Origin of the sequence: Rudaea cellulosilytica DSM 22992 (genome assembly GCF_000378125.1) — a bacterium.
In the GTDB taxonomy this organism is placed as follows: domain Bacteria; phylum Pseudomonadota; class Gammaproteobacteria; order Xanthomonadales; family Rhodanobacteraceae; genus Rudaea; species Rudaea cellulosilytica.
The window spans coordinates 301,881-324,979 of sequence record NZ_KB899241.1; the positions used below are offsets into that span (position 1 = coordinate 301,881).

A 23,099-nucleotide genomic window follows, 5' to 3' on the forward strand; every position below is an offset into this window, starting at 1 on the left:
CCGTGTAAGAGCATAGCACGGGGTTTTTGTTCGGATTTCGCCCGTGCAATAACAAGATCCACGCACGGAGCACGACCCGATGAATACGAAATGGCCCTTCGATCGCACGCGCTGCTGATTCTCGCAACGCTGAGCCTCGCCCCGCTCGGACTGTCGGCGGCTACGCCGACCTCCGCTGGCACGACGAAAAAAACTACTGCCTCCGCGCCGACGAAGAAGCAGTCCGCTGCCAAAAATGCGGCGGTCGGTGAAGCCGTTCCCGAAGAAGCCGAATCCGAGGACATCACGCCCATCATCAAGGGCGAGGCCGCACGCAGTGTGGGCGATGCCTCCGCCTCTGCCGCCGAGCTCGATCGCCTGCTCGACAAGGTCGAGGAAGGCAATCGCATCGCCGGTCTCGCCGTTGCCGTGGTCAAGGATGACAAGGTACTGCTGCAACGGGGCGTCGGCTACGCCGATGCAAAAGCTGGCTTGAAGGTGACGCCCGATACGGTGTTCCGTCTCGCCTCGTTGTCGAAGGCTTTCGCCAGCGCCACGGCCGCCATCCTGGTCGACGATGGCGCGTTTTCGTGGGACACGACCGTCGCCAGCCTCGTGCCGGCTTTCGAACTGATCGACGCCGACGCGAGCAGCAAGCTCACCGTGCGCGACGTGCTCAGCCAGCGCGTCGGCCTGCCACACAACACCTACGATCGCATGATCGAGGCGAACGAGCCGTATCCGCTGCTCGTCGACCGGCTCAAGGAAGTGCCGATGACTTGCGATGTCGGCGAATGCTATGGCTACCAGAACGTCACCTACTCGCTGATCGGCGACGTGATCTACGCGACCACCGGCGACTTCTTCAGCCATCAGGTCGAGAAGCGTCTGTTCCGTCCGCTCGGCATGACCACGGCGAGCTATGGCCGCGAGGCGCTCGAGTCCAGCGCGAGCTGGGCGCGCCCGCACGCACACGGTCGCGCAGGCTGGGTACCGTTCGAGAATCGGGAAGGCTACTACCACGTTGCGCCAGCAGCTGGAGTCAACGCCAGCATCAAGGACATGACGGCGTGGCTGATCGCGCAGATGGGCGGACGTCCCGACGTGCTCAGCGCGGCTGAACTCGAGACGCTGCATACGCCGCAGATCGATACGCCGCACGAGCGCCGCGTCGCGCCATGGCGGCGCGCACGCGTCAGCGACTCGCAGTACGCGCTTGGTTGGCGTGTATTCGACTATGGCGGCGAAACGCTCCTCTTTCACGCCGGCTACGTGAAGGGCTATCACTCGATGATCGCGTTCTTTCCGAAAACGCGCTTCGGCACGGTGATGCTGTGGAACTGCGAGACCGCGCTGCCGTCGGGCCTGCTGCCGATGCTGCTCGACCGCTATCTCGGCCTGCCCGAAGTCGACTGGGCGGGACTCGACGCGCCTGCCGCGCCCGTGCCGAAGCGCGCGCGCGTCGTCGCCGGCCGCAAGCGCTGATTTTTTCGTTCCGGAAAGCACAACGCCGTTCCCGCGTGCGTGGGAACGGCATCGTTCTGCCGGTATCGAACCCGGCGACTATTTATCCGGCAACTTGAACTCGATGCGCGTGCGCATCGTCTGTTCGGCTGGCTGGCCATTTTCCAGGCGCGGCTGGAACTTCCAATCCGCGATCGCGCGCAACGCCGCCGCGTTGAACAACCGCGGCGGATTGGCGTTGACCACACTGCCATTCTTGACGCTGCCGTCGGCGGCTACGGTGAACGCGACTTCAACCCAGCCTTCCTGGCGCGAGCGGAAAGCATCCGGCGGATAGCGCGGTGCTGACTGGCTGGTCACGACGGCGGCGCGCGTTTCCGCGGAAGATGCGGCCGGCGCGGCAGGCTTTGCCGGCGCGGTCGCAGGCGCTGCCGCCGGCTTCGGCGTGGCATCGGCCACCGCAGCCTTGCTCTCCGTCGCGGCCGGCGTGGCCGGCGCCGCTGCAGGCGCGGTCGTCGCCGGCGTCGCGGCATTCTTGGCCGCATTCGTCGCGAGCGCCTTCTCCTGGTCGCGCTTCTCCTGCTCGCGATCCATCTGCTTCTTCTTCAGATCGAGCTTGTTGCGCAGGATCGTCAGCGTGTAGTTGTTCGAGTCGAACTTGCCGAGCAAATCGATCGCGCGGCGACTCTCGTCGAGTTGGCCGGCATTGATCTTCTGCTCGATTTCGCCGGTAGCGAGCGGAAGCAGCTCGCGTAGGCCCTCCTGCGCTGCCGCGTTGTTCGCATCGCGACCGAGTACCAGCAGATAGAAATCGACCGCGCTGTTGTCAGGCGGATCGATGTAGCGCTTCTCGCTCAACGCGCTGCCAGCGTTGCGCAATAGATCCGCAATCGTCAAATCGGTTCGCTTGGATGCTTCGCCCCCAGCCACCTCGGCCGGCTTGCTCGGCGCGGCGGTCGATGCCGCAGCCGGTGCGCTGGACGCAGGCACGGGTTGCCCCGTACCGGTGTCACGCCTTAGAAAGAAATAAGCCGAAACTGCCGCAACCGCTACCACCACCACCAGAGCGGCCCAAAGACCGGGCCCCTTGCGTCCGCTCGCCATGCCACTTCGCCCCCTATTTTTTGCGAAGTGCGATGGATACCACGTTATGCGATCGCAATTCAATGATTACGGTCATGTTCCGTGCACAAACCCCGGCATGCCGGCGCTATCGGGATGTGACGAAGGGGAATGGTATTGCGCCACGACCGCGAGCACGCGGTGGGCAGTAGCGGAAGGAATCGGGAGCGGACGCTCCGAGCAGATGGGTTCGTTTAAGGCCTCTTCCCGCGCTGGGCAGTCACGGGAAGAGGTAAACGGGGTGTCGCTTTTCTTGTTCTGGCAAAACCGGATGCCAACTCCGCATCCGTGAATCCATCGAACCCGAAGGTTCGCGATCAGTACTGCATGTGAAAAGATGAAACGGGTGAAGCTTACTTCTTCTTGGCGGCCTTCTTGGCAACCTTCTTCGCGGCCTTCTTCACAACCTTGGCCTTCGCAACTTTCTTCACAGCTTTCTTGGCAGGTGCCTTCTTTGCAGCTTTCTTCGTAGCCATATCGCGTCTTAGCTCCTCGTCAGTTGGTAGTTGTTGCCCAGTAAAAGCATGCAGAAATGCTTCGACCAGCAAATCGCTGTTCGTCGCATGTCTTAAATTGTTCACCTGTCGGCGCGTACGTTCATCAGAGAGAAGTTTGAGTACGTGAAGCGGGATGGATACCGTCACTTTCTTCACGGCGTCGGACTTGCTGCCGTGTTCGATGTAAGGCTTTACAAACTTCGCCGCCGTCATGGATTCCATGTGCAGGTGTAACGACGGCGCAAAAATTATTCCCGAAGTGTTTAGCTGTCAACAGATTTGTGTTAACGCATGTGCAGTCCGACCGGCTGCGCGCCACCCAAGCGCCGCCCCGACCGTGGAGATCGCACCATGCGCGCACAAACAAGTATGGACGTTTGGACATCCGTTTGATCACCACCGAATTTCCGGAAACGCAGGTCGCTTGCACGACCACACCTTGGCCAACCCGAAAAAAGCTAGATTTGATGCGGGTTTCAGCGATCATGGCGCGACGCACTTAAGTATACTTTTACTGAAATGGATTTATATAAAAATGATCTCGACCGTTTCACGCCCGCGTCGCATGCGCACCGCCGAGCGGCATGCGCTCGGCAACGGCGTCTGAACAGCGGTGGCGGCAACCGAAAAATTTTTTTTCACCGCGGTCGGAAAACGGCGATTTTCGATCCGATTTGCGCGAATTTGCGCGAAGTATACTTTCTCGATACTCGCCCGGAACGCGATGGAAGCGGCCCGACTCCACTCACCTGCCGCGAAATTTTCCGCGCGCAGGTGCGAGCAAAGATCAGCTCAACGCATGCCGCAGTGCTTGCGCGAAACGATCGAGGTCGGCAGCGGTCTTCGTCTCGGTCGCGCAGACGAGCAGCGCGTTCTCGTGCTGCGCGTATTCCTCGCCGAGCGCAAAGCCGGCGACGATGTCGGCGTCCCTCGCCAACCGCTCGATGACTTCATGCGCCGGCCGCGGCAGGTCGAGCGCGACCTCGTGGAAGAACGGCCGCAAATACAGCTGACGCACGCCGGGAATGGCGACGAGAAGATCGCGCAGCGCGCGCGTGTTGCGCATGCTCGCGTTGGCGATGCGCGATGCGCCCTCCGGGCCGAGCATCGCCATGGTGATCGTCGCCGCGGTGACGAGCAGGCCCTGGTTGGTGCAGATGTTCGAGGTCGCCTTGGCGCGGCGGATATGCTGTTCGCGCGCCTGCAGGGTCAGGGCGAAGCCTTGCTTGCCGTCGAGGTCGGTGGTGCGGCCGACGATGCGCCCCGGCATCTGACGCACGAACTCCTGCTTGCAGGCGAGGATGCCGAAGTACGGACCGCCCGAGGACAGCGGCACGCCGAACGGCTGGCCGTCGCCACAGACGATGTCGGCACCGGTCGCGCCCCAATCGCGCGGCGGCTTCAACACCGCGAGCGACAGCGGGTTGACCACGCCGATGACGAGCGCACCCTTGGCGTGCGCCCAGTCGGTCAGCGTATCGACGTCCTCGAGCGCGCCGAAGAAGTTCGGCTGCGGCACGACCAGCGCGGTGAACGCGCCGACGTCTTGCGCGGCGAGCGCGGCGGCATCGATGCCGCCGTCGGTGGCGACGTCGAGTTCGACGATCTCGATGTTCTGCAGCGGCAGGATCGTGTGCAGGGTCTTGCGGTAGGCGGGGTGCACCGACTTCGGCACGAGCACACGGCGCGGACCTTTCTTGGCGCAGCGCTCGGCCATCAGCGCGGCTTCGGCGAGCGAGGTCGCGCCGTCGTACATCGACGCGTTGGATACGTCCATGCCGGTCAGGCGCGTCATCATCGTCTGGTATTCGTAGATCAGCTGCAGCGTGCCCTGGCTCGCTTCAGCCTGATACGGCGTGTAGGCCGAATAGAACTCGCCACGCGAGACGATCGCCCAGACCGCTGCAGGGATGTGGTGTTCGTAAGCGCCTGCGCCGCAGAAATTGAGCGGCGTGCCGTCCTGGGCCGCGCGTTCCTTCATCAAACGCGTGATCTCCATTTCGCTCAAGCCCGGCGGCACCGCCTTGAGCTCGTCGATCTTGAGCGCGGCGGGAATTTCGTCGAACAAGTCTTCGATCCGGCTTGCGCCGATCGCTTTCAGCATCGCGGCGACGTCGGCTTCGGAATGGGGAATGAAAGGCATGGCGTGGGACTCGCTATAAATCAAAGGGCGCGTCGAAGACGCGCCCTGCGTTGGGAAACGGGCTGCTGCGGCAAATCAGTGCTCTTCGTCTTCGATCGACTCGGCGTAGGCGTCCGGATCGAGCAGCTCCTCGCTCTCCTCGGCAAGGTTGGACGGCTTGACGACGAAAATCCAGCCTTCGCCATACGCGTCTTCATTGATCGTCTCGGGCTTGTCGCCGAGCGCGGAATTCACCGCGACCACTTCGCCCGAGACCGGCGCGTAGACGTCCGAGGCGGCCTTGACCGATTCGACCACGGCGCAGGCGTTGCCAGCCTTGACCTCGTCGCCGACGCTCGGCAGTTCGACATAGACCAGATCGCCGAGCAGACCTTGAGCGTGATCGGAAATACCGACGGTCACGTTGCCGTTGTCCTCGACACGCGCCCACTCGTGGGACTTCATGAATTTCAGATCGCCGGGAATTTCGTTCATGGCTTCAATCCTGAGGGGTAGCCGAGAGATAGGGAGAAAACGGGAGACGAATTTTACACCGCCTGCAGCAGCAAACATCAAATCGCCGCCCCGGGCGCGATCAAATGCCTTCGCAGGCCTTGCCGTCGCGCACGAACGGATACTTTACCAAGCGCACCGGCACGAGCTTGCCGCGGATATCGACTTCGACGCCGGTCGTCGCACCCGCGGGCACGCGCGCGAACGCGATCGCCTTGCCCAGCGTCGGCGAGAACGTGCCGGACAGGATTTCGCCATCGCCCTGCGCCGTGGCGACGCGCTGGCCGTGGCGCAACACGCCCTTCTCGTCCATCACCAGACCGACCAGTGCGCGCGGCACGCCGTCGGCCTTCTGCTTTTCGAGTACGGCGCGACCGATGAAATCACGGCCCGGCTCGAGCGATACGGTCCAGGCGAGCCCGGCTTCCCAAGGCGTGATTGCCTCATCCATGTCCTGGCCATAGAGATTCATGCCGGCTTCGAGGCGCAGCGTGTCGCGCGCACCGAGACCCGCCGGGGCGACACCGGCGTCCTTCAACTTGTTCCATAGCGACACTGCGTCGCCTTCGGGAACGATGATCTCGTAGCCGTCCTCACCGGTGTAGCCGGTGCGCGCGATGAACAGATTGTCGCCCTCGATCGCGGCGAACTTACCGACCTTGGCCGCCGCTTCGCGCGTGGCCGGCGACAGCAACGACTGCACCTTGGCGCGCGCGTTCGGCCCCTGCACCGCGATCATGGCGAGATCGGCGCGCTCGGCGACCTTCACGTCGAACGCCTTGGCCTGCTTCTCGATCCAGGCCAGGTCTTTGTCGTGCGTGGCCGCGTTGACGACGACGCGGAAAAAATCCTCGGTGAGGAAATAGACGATCAGATCGTCGATCACGCCGCCCTGCTCGTTGAGCATGCACGAATACAGCGCTTTGCCCCGCGTCTTGAGCTTGTCGACGCTGTTGGCGAACAGGTGGCGCAGGAATTCGCGCGTACGCGCGCCGTGCAGATCGACCACGGTCATGTGGGAGACGTCGAACATGCCGGCGTCGCGGCGTACGGCGTGGTGCTCCTCGATCTGCGAACCGTAGTTGAGCGGCATGTCCCAACCGCCGAAGTCGACCATCTTCGCGCCAAGCGCGCGGTGGGTTTCGTTGAGTATGGTCTTCTGCGTCATGACGGGCGCCGAGCGGAAAAATGGACGCGCATTATCGCATGCCCGGAGGGCATCTCGAAAAACCGTAGCGAGCGAAGAGCCGATCCTATCCGAGATCGGGCGCGTCGCCGGAGCGCAGGAACCGGAGCATACACACGAGTATGTGAGGATTACTCGCCGCTTCCGCGGCTCGCCCTTCGGGCCGGCTTCGCCGTTCGCTCCGGCATCCTGCCTGCGCAGTCCGAGCACCGCCGGCGCGCAAATTGTCGAGCGCAGCAGGTTTTTCGAGATGCCCGGGAATAAAACCGTGCCGTGGACGATCTTGTCGGTCGTGTACCTCACCCGCCGCCAGGAACCGCCATGGATACGAACGACAAAACCTCGCCTCTCGCTCTCGACGACACGCATGACCCGAATCGCCGCAAAGCCCTGAGTTGCCTCGCCGCATGGACCGGCGCCGCCGTGGTCTGGACCGTGGCCGGCGGCGTTCCGCGTGCGCTCGGCGCCACCACGGATGGCAAGACGACCGCCGCCGCGAAGAACGCACTGACTTTCGTCCAGATCAGCGACACCCACATCGGCTTCAAGAAGGACGCCAACCCCGACGTGGTCGGCTCGCTGCGTCGCGCGATCGCCGATATCCATACGCTGCCGCAGGCGCCGGCCTTCGTCGTGCACACAGGCGACATCAGCCACCTGTCCAGGGCCGACGAGTTCGGCCAGGCGCGCGAGCTGTTCCAGGAGCTGAAGGTCGACCGCCTGCACACCGTGCCGGGCGAGCACGACACGATCGACGACGGCCTCAGCGGCTATCTCAAGTTCTTCGACCACGACGGCAAGGGCAAGGGCTGGTATAGCTTCGACCAGAGCGGCGTGCATTTCATCGGTCTGACCAACACGCTCAACTTCAAGATGGGCACGATGACCTCACTCGGCGACGAACAACTCGCCTGGCTCAAATCGGACCTGGCCCGCGTCTCGCACTCGACCCCCGTCGTCGTGCTGGCCCACATTCCAATGTGGACCGTGTACGCGCAATGGGGCTGGGGCACGGCCGATGCCGACCAGGCGCTCGCGCTGCTGCGCCCGTTCGGCTCGGTCACCGTGCTCAACGGCCACATCCACCAGGTGCTGCAGAAGGTCGAGGGCAACGTCGCCCTGCATACGGCCATGTCGCTCGCCTATCCGCTGCCGACTCCAGGGCAGGAAGGCATCGGCGAGCCGGGCCCACTCAAAGTGCCGGCCGGTGAACTCGGCAAACGCCTCGGCATCCGCCAGCTCAGCGTCGTACGCGGCCAACGCGAATTGGCGCTGATCGATCGACCGCTCGAACGCTGAGCGTCCTGCGCATAAACCTCCCGACCCTGAAGACACACACATATATATATGTACGGACTCATCACCCGCCTTGCGGCGACGCCAGCTCGCGTCGCCGCCATTCTCATCGCGGTCTTTTCGATCGCCTTCGCCACGCCGTCGCTGCTCGCCGCCACGGCTTCCACGCAGACGGTCGAAATCACCAAGTTCGCCTACGCGCCGAAGGAAATCACGGTTGCTCCCGGCACCAAGATCACCTGGACCAATCGCGACGAAATCCCGCATACGGTCACCGCGAAGGACAAATCCTTCGACTCGAAGGCTTTGGATACCGGCGACAAGTTCGAGCATACTTTCGCCACGGAAGGCGATTTCGAATACTTCTGTACGGTGCATCCATTCATGACCGGCGTCGTGCACGTGCGCAAGCAGTAGCGAACCCATTACCGAGGCTCGATGAAGTGACCACGGTGGCAGCACCCGGCTGGATTGGCGACCTCGCGTTGCACAATCTCGACGCGGCCTACAACCTCGGCCGCTGGCTGCTCGGCAACGAGCACGACGCAGCCGATGCCGTGCACGACGCATTCCTGCGCGCCGCGCGTGCGGCCGACACCTACGCCGGCGGCAGCGCGCGCGCGTGGTGGTTGGCGATCGTGCGCAACTGCTGCCTCGCGCGACTCGAAACGCGCAACAAGGACCGGCGCAACGTTTCGATCGACAGTGCAGCGAACGACGACGGTCCCGCGCGCAGCATCATCGAGCAACTGCTGCCGCGCAGTGAAGCAAACGAGGTCGAGGAACGTCTCGATCAGGCACAACGACGCACGCTCATCGCGCGCGCGCTGCGCGAGCTGCCGGCCGAATTCCGCGAAACGCTGATCCTGCGCGAGATCGAGGAACTCTCCTATCGCGAGATCGCCGACGTGCTGCAAACACCGATCGGCACTGTCATGTCGCGCCTCGCGCGCGGCCGCGCACTGCTGCAAAAAACCCTGGCCGGCACCGCCGCGGCCAGCGAGGTGACGCATGGACTGTAAGACCGCACAAGACACCCTAGCGCTGTATTTCGACGGCGAACTCGACCGCGCCGCGAGTCGCGAATTCGAGACACATCTCGATGCCTGCGCCGACTGCCGCGCCGCGCTGATCGAGCTCGACGCGCTGCGCGCCGCGCTGCGCCATAACGCCCCGCGCCATGCCGCGCCGGAACTGCTGCGCAAGCGCATCGAAAAACTTGCCACCACGCAGACGGATGCCCCAGCGCCGGTTTCCGCCGGCCGCACCGCCATGCGCGCGCCGCGCTGGCTTGCCTACGCCGCCTCGACGGTACTCGCCTTCGCCGCCGGCGGCATGACTGTTTCGCTCTGGGATTCATCGGGCCGCAACGCCGAGCCTGCACAAGCATCCGCAAACGCACAGCTCGCGCGCGACCTGTTCGCCAGCCACTGGCGTGCGCTCGCCGCCGCATCGCCGGTCGACGTCGTCTCGACCGACCGGCACACGGTCAAGCCGTGGTTCGAGGGCAAGATTGGCATCGCGCCGACCGTGCACGATTTCGCCGAACAAGGCTTCGCCCTCGTCGGTGGACGCATCGATTATGCCGGCGACCTGCGCGTGCCCGTCCTCGTGTACCGGCACGGCCAGCATCTGATCGACGTGTTCGTGCTGCCGTATTCTGCAACGCTGCCCGGCGACAATGCCAAGCTGCAATCCGGTTACCGGCTGGACGCGGTCAAGCTCGGCGGCCAGAGCGCGGCCATCGTGTCGGATCTGGACCAGGTCGAACTCACCCGCTTCGCGCAACTACTCGACGGGATCAAATAGCCTACGCCCGCAGGTTCAAACCGGGCGCACCTTGATCGTCGTGCCGTTGACGCCGATCACCTCGACCTCGCTGCCGGCCGGTAGATCCGGTCCCTCGGCCAGCCACGGCGAATCGCCGATGCGCACCTTGCCGCGGCCGCCGACGATCGCCGTGTCGAGCGTGTAGCGCTGGCCGATGAACTGCTCGGCACGGCGGTTGAGCAAGGGCTGGTCGCTGCGCTCGTGGACGATTTTGCGCACGAAACGCCAATAGACGAAGCAGCTCGCCAGGGCGAGCACGGCGAACAGCACGGCCTGCGCAAGGAATGAAATTCCCGGGATCAAAAAGCTGACGACACCGAGCGCCGCTGCGGCGAAGCCGATCCAGACCAGAAAATAACCCGGCGCGAGCAGCTCGGCACCGATCAGGACGAGGGCGAGAATCCACCAACCGTAGTGCATGACGTGCTCCGTAAGCCCGTATTCGCGATCAAGCCTGTGAGTTTGGCGGCAGCGCTTTCGGCGACGCAGCCGGCTTCGCCGCAGGCGCGCCCTGTTGTTCTTGCAGGCTCGATTTCGCCAGTTCGGCGATGCCGGCGAGCGAACCGAGTATCCCGGTCGCCTCCATCGGCAACAGCATGATCTTCTGGTTCGGCGCGCCGACCATCGCCTTGAGCGCATCGACGTACTTGGTCGCGACGAAGTAGTTGATCGCGTTGATGTCGCCGGCGCGGATCGCCTGCGAGACCATCTCGGTCGCCTTCGCTTCGGCTTGCGCCGAGCGCTCGCGCGCCTCGGCTTCGCGGAACGCGGCCTCGCGCTTGCCTTCGGCGGCGAGGATCGCCGCCTGCTTCTCGCCTTCGGCCTTGAGGATCGCGGCCTGGCGGAAACCTTCGGCTTCGAGGATGTTCGCGCGCTTCTCGCGCTCGGCCTTCATCTGCCGCGCCATCGAGTCGATCAGGTTCTGCGGCGGCTGGATGTCCTTGATCTCGATGCGGTTGCATTTGAGACCCCAGGGATGCGTCGCCTCATCGACGACCTTGAGCAGGCGTGCATTGATCTCGTCGCGCTTGGACAGCGATTCGTCGAGATCCATCGAACCGAGCACGGTGCGGATGTTGGTCATGATCAGGTTGAGGATCGCCTGATTGAGATTGGCGACCTCGTAGGCCGCCTTGGCCGCGTCCAGCACCTGGTAGAACACGACGCCGTCGACGCGCACGACCGCATTGTCCTTGGTAATGACGTCCTGCGAAGGCACGTCGAGCACCTGCTCCATCATGTTCATCTTGCGCCCGACGCTGTGGTAGATCGGCACGAGAATATGCAGGCCAGGCTCCATCGTCGAGGTGTAGCGGCCGAACGTCTCCTTGGTCCACTCGTAGCCCTGCGGCACGATGCGAATCGTTTTCGAGATGCCGACGAAGATCAGCACCACCAGTACCAATGCGACTACGCCACTACCGCCCATATCTTTCTCCCCATCGAATTTGGACTGCACTGCGGCAGTATAGCTCCGGGATCTTGCCGATTTCGTGTCGCCAAAGTCACTGTCGTTGCGGCAAGGTCAACATTACCGTCAACCCGCCGCCGTCGCGGTTGGCCAGCGCGATGCGGCCGCCGTGTGCCTCGACGATCTCGCGCGCGAGCGCGAGGCCGAGGCCGGTACCGCTGCGCTTGGTCGAGTAGAACGGCAACAATGCGCTCGCGAGCACGGTCTCGTTCATGCCGCCGCCACGGTCGCGCACCTCGATGCGCACATCGTTGCCGCGCTCAGCGAGCATGAGTTCGATCTCTTCTCCGGCCCCACCCGCTTCATGTGCGTTCTTCAACAGGTTGATCAGCACTTGTTCGACCTGCGCGCGATCGAATGCGCCGGCGCGCTTCGGCATCTCGCCGACGAGGCGGAACGCATATTGCTGGGCGAGACCACCGAGGAATTCCGCCCACACGACGTTCTCGATGCGCGGCTGCGGTAATTTGGCGAATTCCGCATAACCGGCGATGAAGCCGTGCAGGTGGCGCGCACGGCCTTCGATCGTGTCGAACACCGGCGCCAGTTTTTCCGTCGCGCCGCGGCGCGCGAGTTCGCGCCCGGAATGCGCGAGCGAGGAGATCGGCGCGAGCGAGTTGTTGAGCTCGTGGCTGATCACGCGGATCACCTTTTTCCAGGTCTGCACTTCCTGGCGCGAGAGCTCGCGCGTCAGGCGCTTGATCAGTAGCATGCGATGCTCGCGGCCGTGCAGGCGGAAGGTCTTCTGGCTCAAGTGGAAGGTCTCCGCCTCGCCGTCGATGTCGACGCTGAACAGTCCGTCCTGATGGCCGATCAGCGCAGTACGCAGAGCCGGCGGGCAGCTGTCGACGAGTTCGTCGAAAGCGACGCCATTCATCGCGCGGCCGTCGTTGAGCAACGCGCGCGCGGCGAGGTTGGCGTAGACGACGAACTGCGACGCGTCGATCAGGACGAGGGCGGTCGGCGAGTTCTGCACCATCGTGTCGAGCAGCAGCTCGCGCTCGATCAGGTTCTGGCGCTGCTCGCGCAGCACGCGGCCGAGTTCGTTGTGCGCAGCGACCAGCTCGCCGAATTCGTCGCGCCGCGCTTCAACCAGCGAGGTGGAAAAATCACCGTCGCGGTAGCGCGCGACGCCACCCGACAACGCGCGCATCAGGCTTTGCACCGGCCTGGTCGCGGAATGCGCCAGCATCGATGCGGGAAGCGCAAACGCGACGCACACCGCCACCGCAGCGAACCATGGCGGCAGCCACAGCGCGAGCAGCGCGGTCGCCGCGCAGCCGACGAGCAGCGCGCCGACGAGCAGCGCGGCGAGCTTGCCTTCTAGGGAAAAGAAACGCATGCCGACAAGGCTAACCGAACCGGCACCCGGCGGGAATCGCCGCAACCCCAGGCGGCAACGATGCAGCGCAAAAAGCATCGGCGAGGACTTGTACTATGCTTGCCCCGCGGCGGCGATGCGAACACCCGACCGCAGCCACGTTCCGCCCCGGGGAAACTTTGCCATGCGCCATCGATCCCGCAGTGATTCGGCCAATGCGCCGCGTCGACATTTCCTGCAACAAGCCGGCGCGCTCGGCCTCGGCAGCGTACTCGGTGTCGCTCCGCTCGCCGCGCTCGCGGCCCAGAGTGTCGTCGATCTGCCGTTCGGCAACGGCGAACGCGCGCTTGTGAAATATCCGCAGAAGCGGCCTCTGCTGCGTCTGACCGCGCGGCCGCCGCAGCTCGAAACACCGTTCGCGGTGTTCGACGAAAACATCATCACGCCGAACGACGCGTTCTTCGTGCGTTACCACCTCGCCGGCATTCCGACCCAGATCGACCCAGCCAAGCACCGCATCAGCGTGCAGGGCAAGGTCGCCACGCCGCTGTCGCTCAGCGTCGAGGATCTGAGGAAGAATTTCGAGCCGATCGAATACGTCGCGGTCAACCAGTGCTCGGGCAACAGCCGCGGTTTTTCCGAACCGCGCGTGCCGGGCGGCCAGCTAGCCAACGGCGCAATGGGCAACGCACGCTGGAAAGGCGTGCCGCTCAAGGCCGTACTCGAAAAAGCCGGCGTGCAGGCCGGCGCGAAGCAGGCCAGCTTCAACGGCCTCGACACGCCGGTGCTGCCGACCACGCCCGATTTCGTCAAAGCGCTCGATCTCGACCACGCGCTCGATGGCGAAGTCATGCTCGCCTACGCGATGAACGGCGCCGACCTGCCGATGCTCAACGGCTATCCGGTGCGTCTGATCGTGCCGGGCCACTACGGCACCTACTGGGTCAAGCATCTGTCCGAGATCACGGTGCTCGACGAGACGTTCTCGGGATTCTGGATGAGCACGGCCTATCGCGTCCCGGCCAACGCCTGCGCCTGCGTCGAGCCGGGCACCGCACCGACGAAGACCGTGCCGATCGGCCGCTTCGACGTGCGCTCGTTCATCACCAATCTCGCCGACGGCGCGCAGCTGAAAGCGAACCAGGCACAGACCGTGCGCGGCATCGCCTTCGACGGCGGCTACGGCATCCGCGAGGTGCTGTTCTCCGACGACGGCGGCACGAACTGGCGCACTGCCAAGCTCGGTGAGGACCTCGGCAAGTACTCGTTCCGAGCGTGGACGATCGAGACCACGCTCGCGCCGGGCGCGCATGCGCTGCAGGTGCGCGCGCTCAACCGCATCGGCCAGTCGCAGCCGCTCGCCCCGCTGTGGAATCCGCCGGGCTATATGCGCAACGTGGTCGAGACCACGCACGTCACGGCGGCCTGAGGAGACGACCATGCCATCGCTGCATCGCCTCATCATCATCGCAACCGCAACGTTCGCCGCGACGCTGGCCAACGCCGGGGTTCTCAAGATCGATCTGCCGAAGGAATCGGCGACCACGTACAAACCGGGACCGAATCTTGAACTCGTCAACGCGCGCTGCCTGATCTGCCATTCAGCCGACTACGCCGCGATGCAGCCGCCGAACATGCCGCGCAAGACCTGGGAGGCGGAGGTGACGAAGATGAAGAAAGTCTACGGCGCGCCGATCGCCGACGACGAGATCGCCACGCTGGCCGACTATTTCGCCAAGACCTACGGTAACGAGGCCACGGCTGCGGCCAAACCCTAGCTTTCGATTCCCATCTTCTCCATGCGCCGATACAGCGCCTGGCGTGACAGTCCGAGTTCGGCGGCCGCCTGGCTGATGACGCCTTTCGCGCGCGCGATCGCGTCCTCGATCGCGGCGCGATCGAGTTCGCTCTCGACGCTTGCGCGCACCGGCGCCGGTGCACGCACGGCAAGGCCGAGGTCCTCCGGTTCGATCACGCCGTCGCGACAAAACAGGCTTGCGCGCTGGATCGCGTTCTTCAGTTCGCGCACGTTGCCCGGCCATACATGCGCAACGAGTGCCGCACGCGCCTGGGCACTCAACTTCACCTCGCCGCCGGCGAACGCTTCCGCCAGCGGCAGCACGTCGTCGGGCCGCGATGCGAGCGGCGGCAGTGCAAGTTCGATCACGTTGAGGCGGTAGTACAGGTCTTCGCGGAACGTGCCGGCGCGGATCATCGCCGCAAGATCGGCATTGGTCGCGCTGACCACGCGCACCTTGACCTCGCGCGTCTTGCTCGATCCGAGGCGCTCGAACTTGCCGGTCTCGAGGATGCGCAGCAATTTCATCTGTCCCGGCAACGGCAGGTTGCCGATTTCGTCGAGCAGCAGCGTGCCACCATCGGCCGCCTCGAAGCGGCCTTCGCGCGCCTTGTTCGCACCGGTGTAGGCACCGGCCTCGGCGCCGAACAGCTCGGCCTCGATCAGGTCCTGAGGCAGCGCGCCGCAATTGACCATGACGAACGGGCCGGACTTCACCGCCGAGTTGTAGTGCACGATCTCGGCGATGCGTTCCTTGCCTGCACCGTTCGGCCCGGTGATCAGCACCGGCGCATCTGCGCGCGCGACGCGGCAGGCGAGCTCGATCAGGCGTTCCATTGCAGACGAGGCGAACACGGTGCCGCGCAGGTCGAAGCGCTCGCGCAACGCACTGCGGTGGGCGCGGCGTTCGCCGTGCAGGCGCGACACTTCGCGCGAGCTTTCGGAAAGCTCCAGTAGATTCTCGACCGCGGCAACGAGCTTGTGGTCGTCCCAGGGCTTGGCCAGATAGTCCGCCGCGCCGGCCTTGACCAGCTCGACCGCGGTTTCCAGATGCGTCCACGCGGTGAGCAGGATCACCGGCAAGTCCGGCTCGCGCTCGCGGATCGCGCGGAACAGCGCGACGCCCTCCTCGCCCGAAGTGGTGTCGGCGCGGAAATTCATGTCCTGCAGGACGAGATCGACGCGCTCGCGCGCGAGCACGGCAAGCCCTTCCTCGGGCGAGGCAGCATGCAGCGTGCGAATGTCGCGCAGGCTCAACAGTACGTCGAGCGCAGTGACGATCGCGGGATTGTCGTCGATGACGAGTACGGTACGCATCGCTTTATGAAATAGAGGTCGGCCGTCGCGCATGCGGGTTTGGATGCGCCGGACTCGGTTTTGGTTGCAGCCGAGAATAAAGGAAGCGGCCGCTGCTGCAAAATCCGCGGCCGTTCACCGACATCTAGCGCCAGCCCGAGGTGATCGGATAACGGCGCTCGCGCCCAAAGGCGCGCCGCGACACCTTCGGTCCCGGCGCAGCCTGATGTCGCTTCCACTCGTTGATGCGCACGAGGCGCAGCACGTGATCGACGACCTCCGCATTGTAGCCCGCGCGCACGATGTCCTCGCGCGACTGCTCCTGGTCGACATACCGATACAGAATCGCGTCGAGCACGTCGTACGGCGGCAGCGAATCCTGGTCGGTCTGGTTCTCGCGCAGCTCGGCGGTCGGCGCGCGCTCGATAACCTCGATCGGAATGACCGGTGCGCCGGCGACCGTGTTGCGCCAGTTCGCGAGCGCATAGACATCGGTCTTGTACAGGTCCTTGATCGGCGCGTAGCCGCCGCACATGTCGCCGTAGATCGTTGCATAGCCGACCGCGTATTCGCTCTTGTTACCCGTGGTCAGCACGAGGCCGCCGAACTTGTTCGACAGCGCCATCAGGATTGCGCCGCGGCTGCGCGATTGCAGATTTTCTTCGGTCGCGTCGGGTGCGCAGCCGACGAAGACCGGGGCGAGCGCGTCGAGGAAACCTGCAAACGGCGCCTCGATCGGAACCGTCAGCAGCTTCACGCCGAGAGCATACGCCTGCAGGTCGGCCAGATCATTGCTTTGCGCGGAGGTATATTTTGACGGCAGGCGCACGCCGACTACGTTGTCGGCTCCGAGTGCATCGACCGCGATCGCCAGCACGAGCGCCGAATCGATGCCTCCGGAGAGCCCGACCCAGACCTTGTTGAAGCCGTTCTTAGCGCAGTAGTCGCGCGTGCCGCGCACGATCGCGCGCCAGGCGAGCGCGTCGCGGCTCTCGTCGCCGTCGGCCGGCCAGGCGACCGGGGTGAACTTGCGCGCGGGCGCATCGTAGTCGGCGAGGCACCAGTGATCCTCGAACGCGCGTGCCGCATGATGGATGTGGCCATCGCCGTCGGCGAGCACCGAAGCCCCGTCGAACACGAGTGCGTCTTGGCCGCCGACGACGTTGAGGTAAGCGACCGCGGTGCCCGACCCGTAACGATGCGTTTCCTTCACGCGCATGGCGAGCAGGGCATCTCGCTGCGCGTGCTTGTCGCGTTCGAACGGCGAGGCGTTCGGCACGAGCACGAGTTCGGCACCCGCCGCCGCCGTGGCAGCGAGCGGCTCGGGGAACCACAAGTCTTCGCAGATGACCAGGCCGACCGGCACACCTTTCACCTCGAACACGCAGGCGCCGCCATCCGGATCGACGTCGAAATAGCGACGCTCGTCAAAGACGGCGTAGTTGGGCAACTCGCGCTTGCGGTAGGTCGTCTCGACGCGACCGTCACGCAGCACCGAGGCGGCGTTGTAGACCACCGAACCCGCTGCCTGCGGCCAGCCGACGACGGCAACGACGCCGCGCACGCTTGCCGCAACACGCTGCAAACTCGCTTCGCACTCGGCGAGAAAACTCGGTCGCATGAGCAGGTCTTCCGGCGGATAGCCGCTGATCGCCAACTCCGGGAACAGCACGAGATCGGCACGATGCACGTCGCGCGCCTCGGCGATCATCGCGGCGATGCGCTCGGCATTGCGCGCGACGGCGCCGACGGGGAAATCGAACTGGGCAAGGGCGATGCGCAAAGTCGACATGCGTGTTCCAGAAAGCGAAAAGGCCGCGGAAGACCACGGCCTTATTATCGTCGATTGCAGCGATCGAGTTTACTTCTTGAGCTTTAACGCAATCGCCTTGCCCAGATCGGCAGGCGATTTGACCGTGGTGACGCCTGCCTTTTCCAGCGCTTCGAACTTGGCCGCGGCCGTGCCCTTGCCGCCGGAGATGATCGCGCCGGCATGGCCCATGCGCTTGCCCGCCGGGGCCGACGCGCCGGCGATAAACGCGACGACCGGCTTGGTCACGTATTCGGCGATGAATTCGGCCGCTTCTTCCTCGGCGCTGCCGCCGATTTCGCCGACCATGATGATGCCTTCGGTCTGCGCATCGTCCTGGAACAGTTTCAGGCAATCGATGAAGTTGAGGCCATTGATCGGGTCGCCGCCGATGCCGATGCAGGTCGACTGGCCGAGACCCTCGTTCGTGGTCTGGAACACGGCCTCGTAGGTGAGCGTGCCCGAGCGCGAGACGATGCCGACCTTGCCCGGCTTGTGGATGTGGCCGGGCATGATGCCGATCTTGCACTCACCCGGGGTGATGATGCCGGGGCAGTTCGGCCCGATCAGCACGGTTTCGGGATAGTCCTTGAGACGGTTCTTCACGCGCAGCATGTCGAGCACCGGGATGCCCTCGGTGATCGCGACGATGACCCTGATGCCCGCGTCGGCCGCTTCGAGGATCGCGTCAGCCGCAAACGGCGGCGGCACGAAGATCATCGTGGCATCGGCGCCGGTCTCGTCGACCGCATCCTGCACGGTGTTGAACACGGGCAGGCCGATGTGCTGCGTACCGCCCTTGCCCGGGGTCACGCCGCCGACGACCTTGGTGCCGTAGTCGAGCGCCTGCTCGGAGTGGAACGTGCCCTGCTGGCCGGTGAAGCCCTGGGTGATGACTTTCGTATTCTTGTTGACCAAAACGCTCATTTGTCTGATTCCTTCGGCTTAGGCGGCTTTGACGGCGGCAACGGCTTTCTGCGCCGCATCGTTCAAGTCGAGCGCCGGGGTGATCTTCAAGCCGGAATTGGCGAGCAGCTCGCGCCCGGCTTCGACGTTCGTGCCTTCGAGACGTGCAACGACCGGAATCGTCAGTCCCACTTCCTTCACCGCACCGATGATGCCCTCGGCGATCAGGTCGCAGCGCACGATGCCGCCGAAGATGTTGACCAGGATGCACTTGACCTTGTCGGAGGAGAGAATCAGCTTGAACGCCTCGGTCACGCGCTCCTTGGTTGCGCCGCCGCCGACGTCGAGGAAGTTCGCCGGCTCCGCACCGTTGAGCTTGATCACGTCCATCGTCGCCATCGCCAGGCCGGCGCCGTTGACCATGCAGCCGATGTTGCCGTCCATGGTGACGTAGTTGAGGTTGTGCTTGACCGCGACCGCCTCGGCCGGGTCCTCCTGCGACTCGTCGCGCATCGCGGCAAGGTCGGCATGACGGAATTCGGCGTTGTCGTCGGAGTTGACCTTGCCGTCGAGGGCGATGAGATCGCCGGCCTTGTTGATCGCAAGCGGATTCAATTCGACCAGGGCGAGATCCTTCTCGTTGAACAGCTTGTACAGGCCGAGCATGATCTTGGTCAGCTGACCGGCCTGCTTGGCGTTCAGGCCCATCGCGAAGCCGAGCTGGCGGCACTTGTATGGCTGCAGGCCTTCGACGAAGTTCACTTCGAGGGTGTGGATGTCCTCGGGGTTCTCGCGCGCGACCTGTTCGATATCGACGCCGCCTCGCGCGGATGCGATAAAGGCAACGGATTTCGTGGCGCGATCGACCAGCACCGAAAGATACAGTTCCTTGGCGATGTCGCTGGCTTCGGTAATCAGCACCACATTGACCGGCAGCGCGCGGCCGCCCGACTGGTAGGTTTCCATGTTCGTGCCGAGCATCTTGGCTGATGCGGCCTTGACCTCGTCGAAGGTTTTTACCAGCTTGACGCCGCCGGCCTTGCCGCGGCCACCGGCGTGGATCTGCGCCTTGACCACCCATTCGTCGCCGCCGAGCGCTTTCGCGGCCTCGACCGCCTCTTCCGCCGTCCTGGCGATCTTGCCGGGCGGTACGGGGATGCCGTAATCGGCGAACAATTGCTTGGCCTGATACTCGTGGAAATTCATGCGACCACCTTGGGGGGAGTGACGAAACGGCGCGAAACGCCGGCGGGGCGCGTATTGTGATGAATCGCCCGGCCAAAAAAAAGTCTGAACGGCACCGAAGGGGGGCAATCGCCCAAAGAACACTTGACCCACGGCACGGGGCTCTCCCCGGACTTGCCAAACGCTTATACTTGCGGCAAGGGGGAACACAAGGCTCAAGGAGTCTCTTGATCGTGGTCGCAGCCGCCATTCAAACCAACGTGGCCAGCCGCTCCGCCGGCGATTTAGACACGATCACGCGCGAATTCCATTTCTTCAATCTTTTCCGCGTGCTCGAGGCGGTCATCATCGTCGCCTTGATGTTCAGCCCGTATGCGGTCGAGTGGGTCAGCCTCGTGCACCCGCTGCTCGGGCGCGGCACTGCAATCTGCTACCTGATCTTCGCCCTGTTCGTGGCCGCATTCGCTTCGCGCGAACCGCGCCACTACCGGATCTGGCTCGACCTGTCGCTGGCCGTCGACATCTTCGCTTGCGCGCTGGCGATGTTCTCGATCCGCAACCAGTTCATCAGCCTAGCCTTGCTGTTGCTGGTCAATGTCGGCGGCGCCGCCACCTTGTTGCCGCGCCGCATCTCGTTCTTCTTCGCCGCGCTGGCGACATTCGGTGTGTTCGGCCAGAACGTCGTCGGCAACCTGCTCAACGGCGATCACCGCGAAGCGCTCGAAGCCGGCATCTGCGGCCTCGCCTACTTCTCGGTGACCGGCTTGTGTCTGTTCCTAGGCCGGCGCATGCGCGCCTCGGAAGCCCTGGCGAGCCGGCGCGGCAGCGACTTGCGCAATCTCGCCCAGATCAACGAGCTGATCATCCGGCGCATGAAAACCGGCGTCCTCGTCGTCGACAGCGACAACATCGTGCACCGCTGGAACGAGGCCGCGGCGGCGCTGATCGGCAATCCGACCGATGGCCACAACGACCTGGGCCGCATCGCGCCGGAGCTGTCGCGCCGGCTCTATCACTGGCGCACCTCGCGCAAGATCGACAATACCGCGATCTCGTTCGCCGAAGGCGCTCCGGAAGTGATCCCGCGGTTCACGCGCATGGCTGCGAACGACGATGAGAACGTGCTCGTCTTCCTCGACGACACCTCGCTCGTCTCGCGCCGCGCCGAGCAGCTCACGCTCGCTTCGATGGGTCGGCTGGCAGCCTCGATCGCGCACGAGATCCGCAATCCGCTCGCCGCAATCAGCTATTCGGCGCAGCTGCTCGCCGAGTCCGAAGCGCTCGACACCGCCGACCAGCGCATGATCGAGATCATCCGCAACCACGCCGGACGCGTCAACGAGATCGTCGAGAACATTCTCCACCTCGCCCGACGCGAGCGCTCGATGCCTGAGAGCATCGATCTGGTCGCCTGGGCCGAGCGTTTCATCGTCGACTTCAAGGCCACGCTCGACATCGGCGCGAACACGCTCGCGTGCAAGCCACAGAAGGCCAGCGTAGAGACGCTGGTCGATCCGAAACAACTGCACCAGGTCGTGTGGAATCTTGTGCAGAACGCGCAGCGTTACGGCCATCTCCCGGGCGAACCGGCACGGATCAACCTGATCGTGCGCCAGGCCGGCGAGAATGGACTGCCGATCCTCGACGTCGTCGACCGCGGACCGGGCATTCCGGCCAAGGTCGCCGCGCAGATCTTCGAGCCGTTCTTCACCACACACGAACTCGGCACCGGCCTCGGCCTCTATCTCGCGCGCGAGATGTGCATAGCCAATCTTGCCTCGCTCGACTATCTTCCGATTGCCGGCGGCGGCAGTTGCTTCCGCATCACCTTCCCGCCGCCACCGTCACCGTCGCTCGCCTGAGCGCAAAGACACAGCGAACCGCGGCACAACCTTAGCAAAGCGATCTGCCTGATGAGCCAACCCGCAGCACTCATAGTCGACGACGAACGCGATATCCGCGAACTGCTGGCGATCACGCTCGGCCGCATGGGGCTGAGCGTGGACACCGCCGCCGACATCGCCCAAGCGAAGGCCAGGCTCGCCGATACGCGCTATTCGCTCTGCTTCACCGACATGATGCTGCCGGACGGCTCTGGCCTCGAGATCATCGAGTGGATCGCCGCGCAGTACCCGCAAACGCCGGTGGCGATGATCACCGCGCACGGCAATATCGATGCGGCGGTAACGGCGCTCAAGGCCGGCGCCTTCGACTTCGTCTCCAAACCGGTCGACATCTCGGTGCTGCGCCGCCTGGTCCAGGCCGCGCTCAAGCTAGCCGAGGAGAAAGCCGCCGACGCGCCGAAGACCGACGCCTCGCGCTTGCTCGGCGACTCGCCGGCGATGATCCAGTTGCGCGCGACGATCGGCAAGCTCGCACGCAGCCAGGCACCGGTCTACATCTCCGGCGAATCCGGCGTCGGCAAGGAGCTCGTCGCACGCTTGATCCACGAACAGGGGCCGCGCACCGCGGCGCCATTCGTGCCGGTCAACTGCGGCGCGATCCCGGCCGAGCTCATGGAAAGCGAGTTCTTCGGCCACATGAAGGGCAGCTTCACCGGCGCGGGTGCGGACAAGACCGGCCTGTTCCAGGCCGCTGCCGGCGGCACCCTGTTCCTCGACGAGGTTGCCGACCTGCCCGTGCACATGCAGGTGAAGCTGCTGCGCGTGATCCAGGAAAAGGCAGTGCGCCCGATCGGCGGCCGCGCCGAACTGCCGATCGACGTGCGCATCCTCTGCGCCACGCACAAGGATCTCGGCCGTCTCGTCGAAGCGGGCCAATTCCGCCAGGACCTCTACTACCGCATCAATGTGATCGAGCTGCGCGTGCCGCCGTTGCGCGAGCGCCGCGAGGACGTGCCCCGGCTCGCCGGCCGCATTCTCGAGCGGCTCGCGAAAGGCTCGGGCCAGCCGCCGGTGCGGCTCAGCCCCGAGGCGCTCGATGCGCTGCTGCGCTATTCCTTTCCGGGCAACGTGCGCGAACTCGAGAACGTGCTCGAACGCGCCGTCGCGCTGTGCGAGAACAACCTGATCGTGGCCGACGACCTGCAGCTCTCGGCACGCGCACGCGCGCCGGCATCCACGGGCACGGCGACGCCATTCTCCGCGCCGGAGGAAGAAGACGATCTCGATGACCTGAGCGCGGAGGTCGGGCTCGGCAGCTACATCTCCAATCTCGAGCGCGAAGCGATCATGAAGGCGCTACAGGAGACGCGCTACAACAAGACCGCCGCGGCGAAGAAGCTCGGCATCACCTTCCGCGCGATGCGTTACAAGCTGAAGAAGCTCGGCATCGATTGAGGGA

General features: G+C 64.5%; 22 protein-coding genes. 10 read left to right on the forward strand and 12 right to left on the reverse strand.

Annotated elements, in window-relative coordinates:
• Window positions 1-90: 90 nt before the first annotated feature.
• Window positions 91-1,464 carry a serine hydrolase domain-containing protein gene (locus F455_RS0101445; protein ID WP_018971475.1) on the forward strand — a complete coding sequence of 458 codons (1,374 nt, stop codon included), beginning with the start codon at window positions 91-93 and terminating at the stop codon, window positions 1,462-1,464.
• A 78-nt stretch (window positions 1,465-1,542) separates the two neighbouring features.
• On the opposite strand, the gene F455_RS0101450 is transcribed toward F455_RS0101445, so the two are convergent.
• Window positions 1,543-2,433 carry an energy transducer TonB gene (locus F455_RS0101450; protein WP_018971476.1) on the reverse strand — a complete coding sequence of 297 codons (891 nt, stop codon included), beginning with the start codon at window positions 2,431-2,433 and terminating at the stop codon, window positions 1,543-1,545.
• Between the two features lie 485 nt (window positions 2,434-2,918).
• Window positions 2,919-3,284: a met regulon transcriptional regulator MetJ gene (gene metJ, locus F455_RS19355; RefSeq protein ID WP_018971477.1), complete on the reverse strand. Its 366-nt coding sequence runs from the start codon at window positions 3,282-3,284 to the stop codon at window positions 2,919-2,921.
• Window positions 3,285-3,486: 202 nt separating this feature from the next.
• On the opposite strand from metJ, the gene F455_RS22775 reads away from it, so the two are divergent.
• The gene (locus F455_RS22775) at window positions 3,487-3,669 is read left to right on the forward strand and encodes a hypothetical protein (protein ID WP_157578372.1); all 183 of its coding nucleotides are present in this window, start codon (window positions 3,487-3,489) and stop codon (window positions 3,667-3,669) included.
• Between the two features lie 180 nt (window positions 3,670-3,849).
• Here F455_RS22775 and gcvPA read toward each other — a convergent pair whose 3' ends face one another.
• The 3 genes from gcvPA to gcvT all read right to left on the reverse strand — a co-directional run bounded on the left by gcvPA (window position 3,850) and on the right by gcvT (window position 6,865).
• On the reverse strand, window positions 3,850-5,205 hold the full coding sequence (gcvPA, locus tag F455_RS0101465) for an aminomethyl-transferring glycine dehydrogenase subunit GcvPA (protein WP_018971478.1): 1,356 nt from the start codon (window positions 5,203-5,205) through the stop codon (window positions 3,850-3,852).
• A gap of 75 nt (window positions 5,206-5,280) precedes the next feature.
• Window positions 5,281-5,679: a glycine cleavage system protein GcvH gene (gene gcvH / locus F455_RS0101470; protein WP_018971479.1), complete on the reverse strand. Its 399-nt coding sequence runs from the start codon at window positions 5,677-5,679 to the stop codon at window positions 5,281-5,283.
• 100 nt (window positions 5,680-5,779) lie between these two features.
• The gene (gene gcvT / locus F455_RS0101475) at window positions 5,780-6,865 is read right to left on the reverse strand and encodes a glycine cleavage system aminomethyltransferase GcvT (RefSeq protein ID WP_018971480.1); all 1,086 of its coding nucleotides are present in this window, start codon (window positions 6,863-6,865) and stop codon (window positions 5,780-5,782) included.
• 339 nt (window positions 6,866-7,204) lie between these two features.
• Between gcvT and F455_RS0101480 the strand changes: the two genes are divergently transcribed.
• From F455_RS0101480 to F455_RS19365, 4 genes are read left to right on the forward strand one after another with little or no spacing between them, the layout of a single operon-like run.
• On the forward strand, window positions 7,205-8,182 hold the full coding sequence (locus F455_RS0101480; protein ID WP_018971481.1) for a metallophosphoesterase family protein: 978 nt from the start codon (window positions 7,205-7,207) through the stop codon (window positions 8,180-8,182).
• Between the two features lie 48 nt (window positions 8,183-8,230).
• Window positions 8,231-8,596 carry a cupredoxin domain-containing protein gene (locus tag F455_RS19360; protein ID WP_018971482.1) on the forward strand — a complete coding sequence of 122 codons (366 nt, stop codon included), beginning with the start codon at window positions 8,231-8,233 and terminating at the stop codon, window positions 8,594-8,596.
• Between the two features lie 26 nt (window positions 8,597-8,622).
• Window positions 8,623-9,201 (forward strand): sigma-70 family RNA polymerase sigma factor, encoded by a 579-nt coding sequence (locus F455_RS0101490; protein WP_018971483.1) that lies wholly within the window; start codon window positions 8,623-8,625, stop codon window positions 9,199-9,201.
• Window positions 9,191-9,988: an anti-sigma factor family protein gene (locus F455_RS19365; RefSeq protein WP_018971484.1), complete on the forward strand. Its 798-nt coding sequence runs from the start codon at window positions 9,191-9,193 to the stop codon at window positions 9,986-9,988. Before F455_RS0101490 ends, F455_RS19365 begins: the two co-directional genes overlap by 11 nt.
• 15 nt (window positions 9,989-10,003) lie before the next feature.
• On the opposite strand, the gene F455_RS0101500 is transcribed toward F455_RS19365, so the two are convergent.
• The 3 genes from F455_RS0101500 to F455_RS0101510 form a co-directional block, all read right to left on the reverse strand.
• On the reverse strand, window positions 10,004-10,429 hold the full coding sequence (locus F455_RS0101500) for an NfeD family protein (RefSeq protein ID WP_018971485.1): 426 nt from the start codon (window positions 10,427-10,429) through the stop codon (window positions 10,004-10,006).
• A 28-nt stretch (window positions 10,430-10,457) separates the two neighbouring features.
• A complete protein-coding gene (locus F455_RS0101505; protein ID WP_018971486.1) occupies window positions 10,458-11,438 on the reverse strand; it encodes an SPFH domain-containing protein in 981 nt (326 codons plus the stop codon).
• A 76-nt stretch (window positions 11,439-11,514) separates the two neighbouring features.
• Window positions 11,515-12,822 carry a sensor histidine kinase gene (locus F455_RS0101510; RefSeq protein WP_018971487.1) on the reverse strand — a complete coding sequence of 436 codons (1,308 nt, stop codon included), beginning with the start codon at window positions 12,820-12,822 and terminating at the stop codon, window positions 11,515-11,517.
• Between the two features lie 163 nt (window positions 12,823-12,985).
• Here F455_RS0101510 and sorA point away from each other — a divergent pair, with 163 nt between their 5' ends.
• On the forward strand, window positions 12,986-14,230 hold the full coding sequence (sorA, locus tag F455_RS0101515) for a SorA family sulfite dehydrogenase catalytic subunit (protein ID WP_018971488.1): 1,245 nt from the start codon (window positions 12,986-12,988) through the stop codon (window positions 14,228-14,230).
• 10 nt (window positions 14,231-14,240) lie between these two features.
• Window positions 14,241-14,579 carry a SorB family sulfite dehydrogenase c-type cytochrome subunit gene (gene sorB, locus F455_RS0101520; RefSeq protein WP_018971489.1) on the forward strand — a complete coding sequence of 113 codons (339 nt, stop codon included), beginning with the start codon at window positions 14,241-14,243 and terminating at the stop codon, window positions 14,577-14,579.
• On the opposite strand, the gene F455_RS0101525 is transcribed toward sorB, so the two are convergent.
• The 4 genes from F455_RS0101525 to sucC form a co-directional block, all read right to left on the reverse strand.
• A complete protein-coding gene (locus tag F455_RS0101525) occupies window positions 14,576-15,916 on the reverse strand; it encodes a sigma-54-dependent transcriptional regulator (RefSeq protein ID WP_018971490.1) in 1,341 nt (446 codons plus the stop codon). The two genes, sorB and F455_RS0101525, sit on opposite strands and share 4 nt — an antisense overlap.
• A 124-nt stretch (window positions 15,917-16,040) precedes the next feature.
• Window positions 16,041-17,687: an NAD+ synthase gene (locus F455_RS0101530; protein ID WP_018971491.1), complete on the reverse strand. Its 1,647-nt coding sequence runs from the start codon at window positions 17,685-17,687 to the stop codon at window positions 16,041-16,043.
• Window positions 17,688-17,756: 69 nt separating this feature from the next.
• A complete protein-coding gene (gene sucD, locus F455_RS0101535; protein ID WP_018971492.1) occupies window positions 17,757-18,632 on the reverse strand; it encodes a succinate--CoA ligase subunit alpha in 876 nt (291 codons plus the stop codon).
• A gap of 18 nt (window positions 18,633-18,650) precedes the next feature.
• Window positions 18,651-19,817 (reverse strand): ADP-forming succinate--CoA ligase subunit beta, encoded by a 1,167-nt coding sequence (gene sucC / locus F455_RS0101540; protein ID WP_018971493.1) that lies wholly within the window; start codon window positions 19,815-19,817, stop codon window positions 18,651-18,653.
• A gap of 212 nt (window positions 19,818-20,029) precedes the next feature.
• On the opposite strand from sucC, the gene F455_RS0101545 reads away from it, so the two are divergent.
• Together F455_RS0101545 and F455_RS0101550 are read left to right on the forward strand one after the other, a co-directional pair.
• Window positions 20,030-21,658 carry a sensor histidine kinase gene (locus F455_RS0101545; RefSeq protein ID WP_245539930.1) on the forward strand — a complete coding sequence of 543 codons (1,629 nt, stop codon included), beginning with the start codon at window positions 20,030-20,032 and terminating at the stop codon, window positions 21,656-21,658.
• Window positions 21,659-21,709: 51 nt separating this feature from the next.
• Window positions 21,710-23,095, forward strand: coding sequence for a sigma-54-dependent transcriptional regulator (locus F455_RS0101550; RefSeq protein ID WP_018971495.1), 1,386 nt, complete (start codon window positions 21,710-21,712; stop codon window positions 23,093-23,095).
• The last annotated feature ends 4 nt before the right edge of the window (window positions 23,096-23,099 follow it).

Coding starts and splice junctions, on each gene's coding strand:
- sucC (WP_018971493.1), bottom strand. CDS start 19,817: ATGAATTTCCACGAGTATCAGGCCAAGCAATTGTTCGCCGATTACGGC.
- sorB (WP_018971489.1), top strand. CDS start 14,241: ATGCCATCGCTGCATCGCCTCATCATCATCGCAACCGCAACGTTCGCC.
- F455_RS0101500 (WP_018971485.1), bottom strand. CDS start 10,429: ATGCACTACGGTTGGTGGATTCTCGCCCTCGTCCTGATCGGTGCCGAG.
- F455_RS19360 (WP_018971482.1), top strand. CDS start 8,231: ATGTACGGACTCATCACCCGCCTTGCGGCGACGCCAGCTCGCGTCGCC.
- F455_RS0101530 (WP_018971491.1), bottom strand. CDS start 17,687: ATGTCGACTTTGCGCATCGCCCTTGCCCAGTTCGATTTCCCCGTCGGC.
- F455_RS0101525 (WP_018971490.1), bottom strand. CDS start 15,916: ATGCGTACCGTACTCGTCATCGACGACAATCCCGCGATCGTCACTGCG.
- F455_RS0101510 (WP_018971487.1), bottom strand. CDS start 12,822: ATGCGTTTCTTTTCCCTAGAAGGCAAGCTCGCCGCGCTGCTCGTCGGC.
- sorA (WP_018971488.1), top strand. CDS start 12,986: ATGCGCCATCGATCCCGCAGTGATTCGGCCAATGCGCCGCGTCGACAT.
- F455_RS0101445 (WP_018971475.1), top strand. CDS start 91: ATGGCCCTTCGATCGCACGCGCTGCTGATTCTCGCAACGCTGAGCCTC.
- F455_RS0101480 (WP_018971481.1), top strand. CDS start 7,205: ATGGATACGAACGACAAAACCTCGCCTCTCGCTCTCGACGACACGCAT.
- F455_RS19365 (WP_018971484.1), top strand. CDS start 9,191: ATGGACTGTAAGACCGCACAAGACACCCTAGCGCTGTATTTCGACGGC.
- gcvH (WP_018971479.1), bottom strand. CDS start 5,679: ATGAACGAAATTCCCGGCGATCTGAAATTCATGAAGTCCCACGAGTGG.
- gcvT (WP_018971480.1), bottom strand. CDS start 6,865: ATGACGCAGAAGACCATACTCAACGAAACCCACCGCGCGCTTGGCGCG.
- F455_RS0101505 (WP_018971486.1), bottom strand. CDS start 11,438: ATGGGCGGTAGTGGCGTAGTCGCATTGGTACTGGTGGTGCTGATCTTC.
- gcvPA (WP_018971478.1), bottom strand. CDS start 5,205: ATGCCTTTCATTCCCCATTCCGAAGCCGACGTCGCCGCGATGCTGAAA.
- F455_RS0101550 (WP_018971495.1), top strand. CDS start 21,710: ATGAGCCAACCCGCAGCACTCATAGTCGACGACGAACGCGATATCCGC.
- sucD (WP_018971492.1), bottom strand. CDS start 18,632: ATGAGCGTTTTGGTCAACAAGAATACGAAAGTCATCACCCAGGGCTTC.
- metJ (WP_018971477.1), bottom strand. CDS start 3,284: ATGGAATCCATGACGGCGGCGAAGTTTGTAAAGCCTTACATCGAACAC.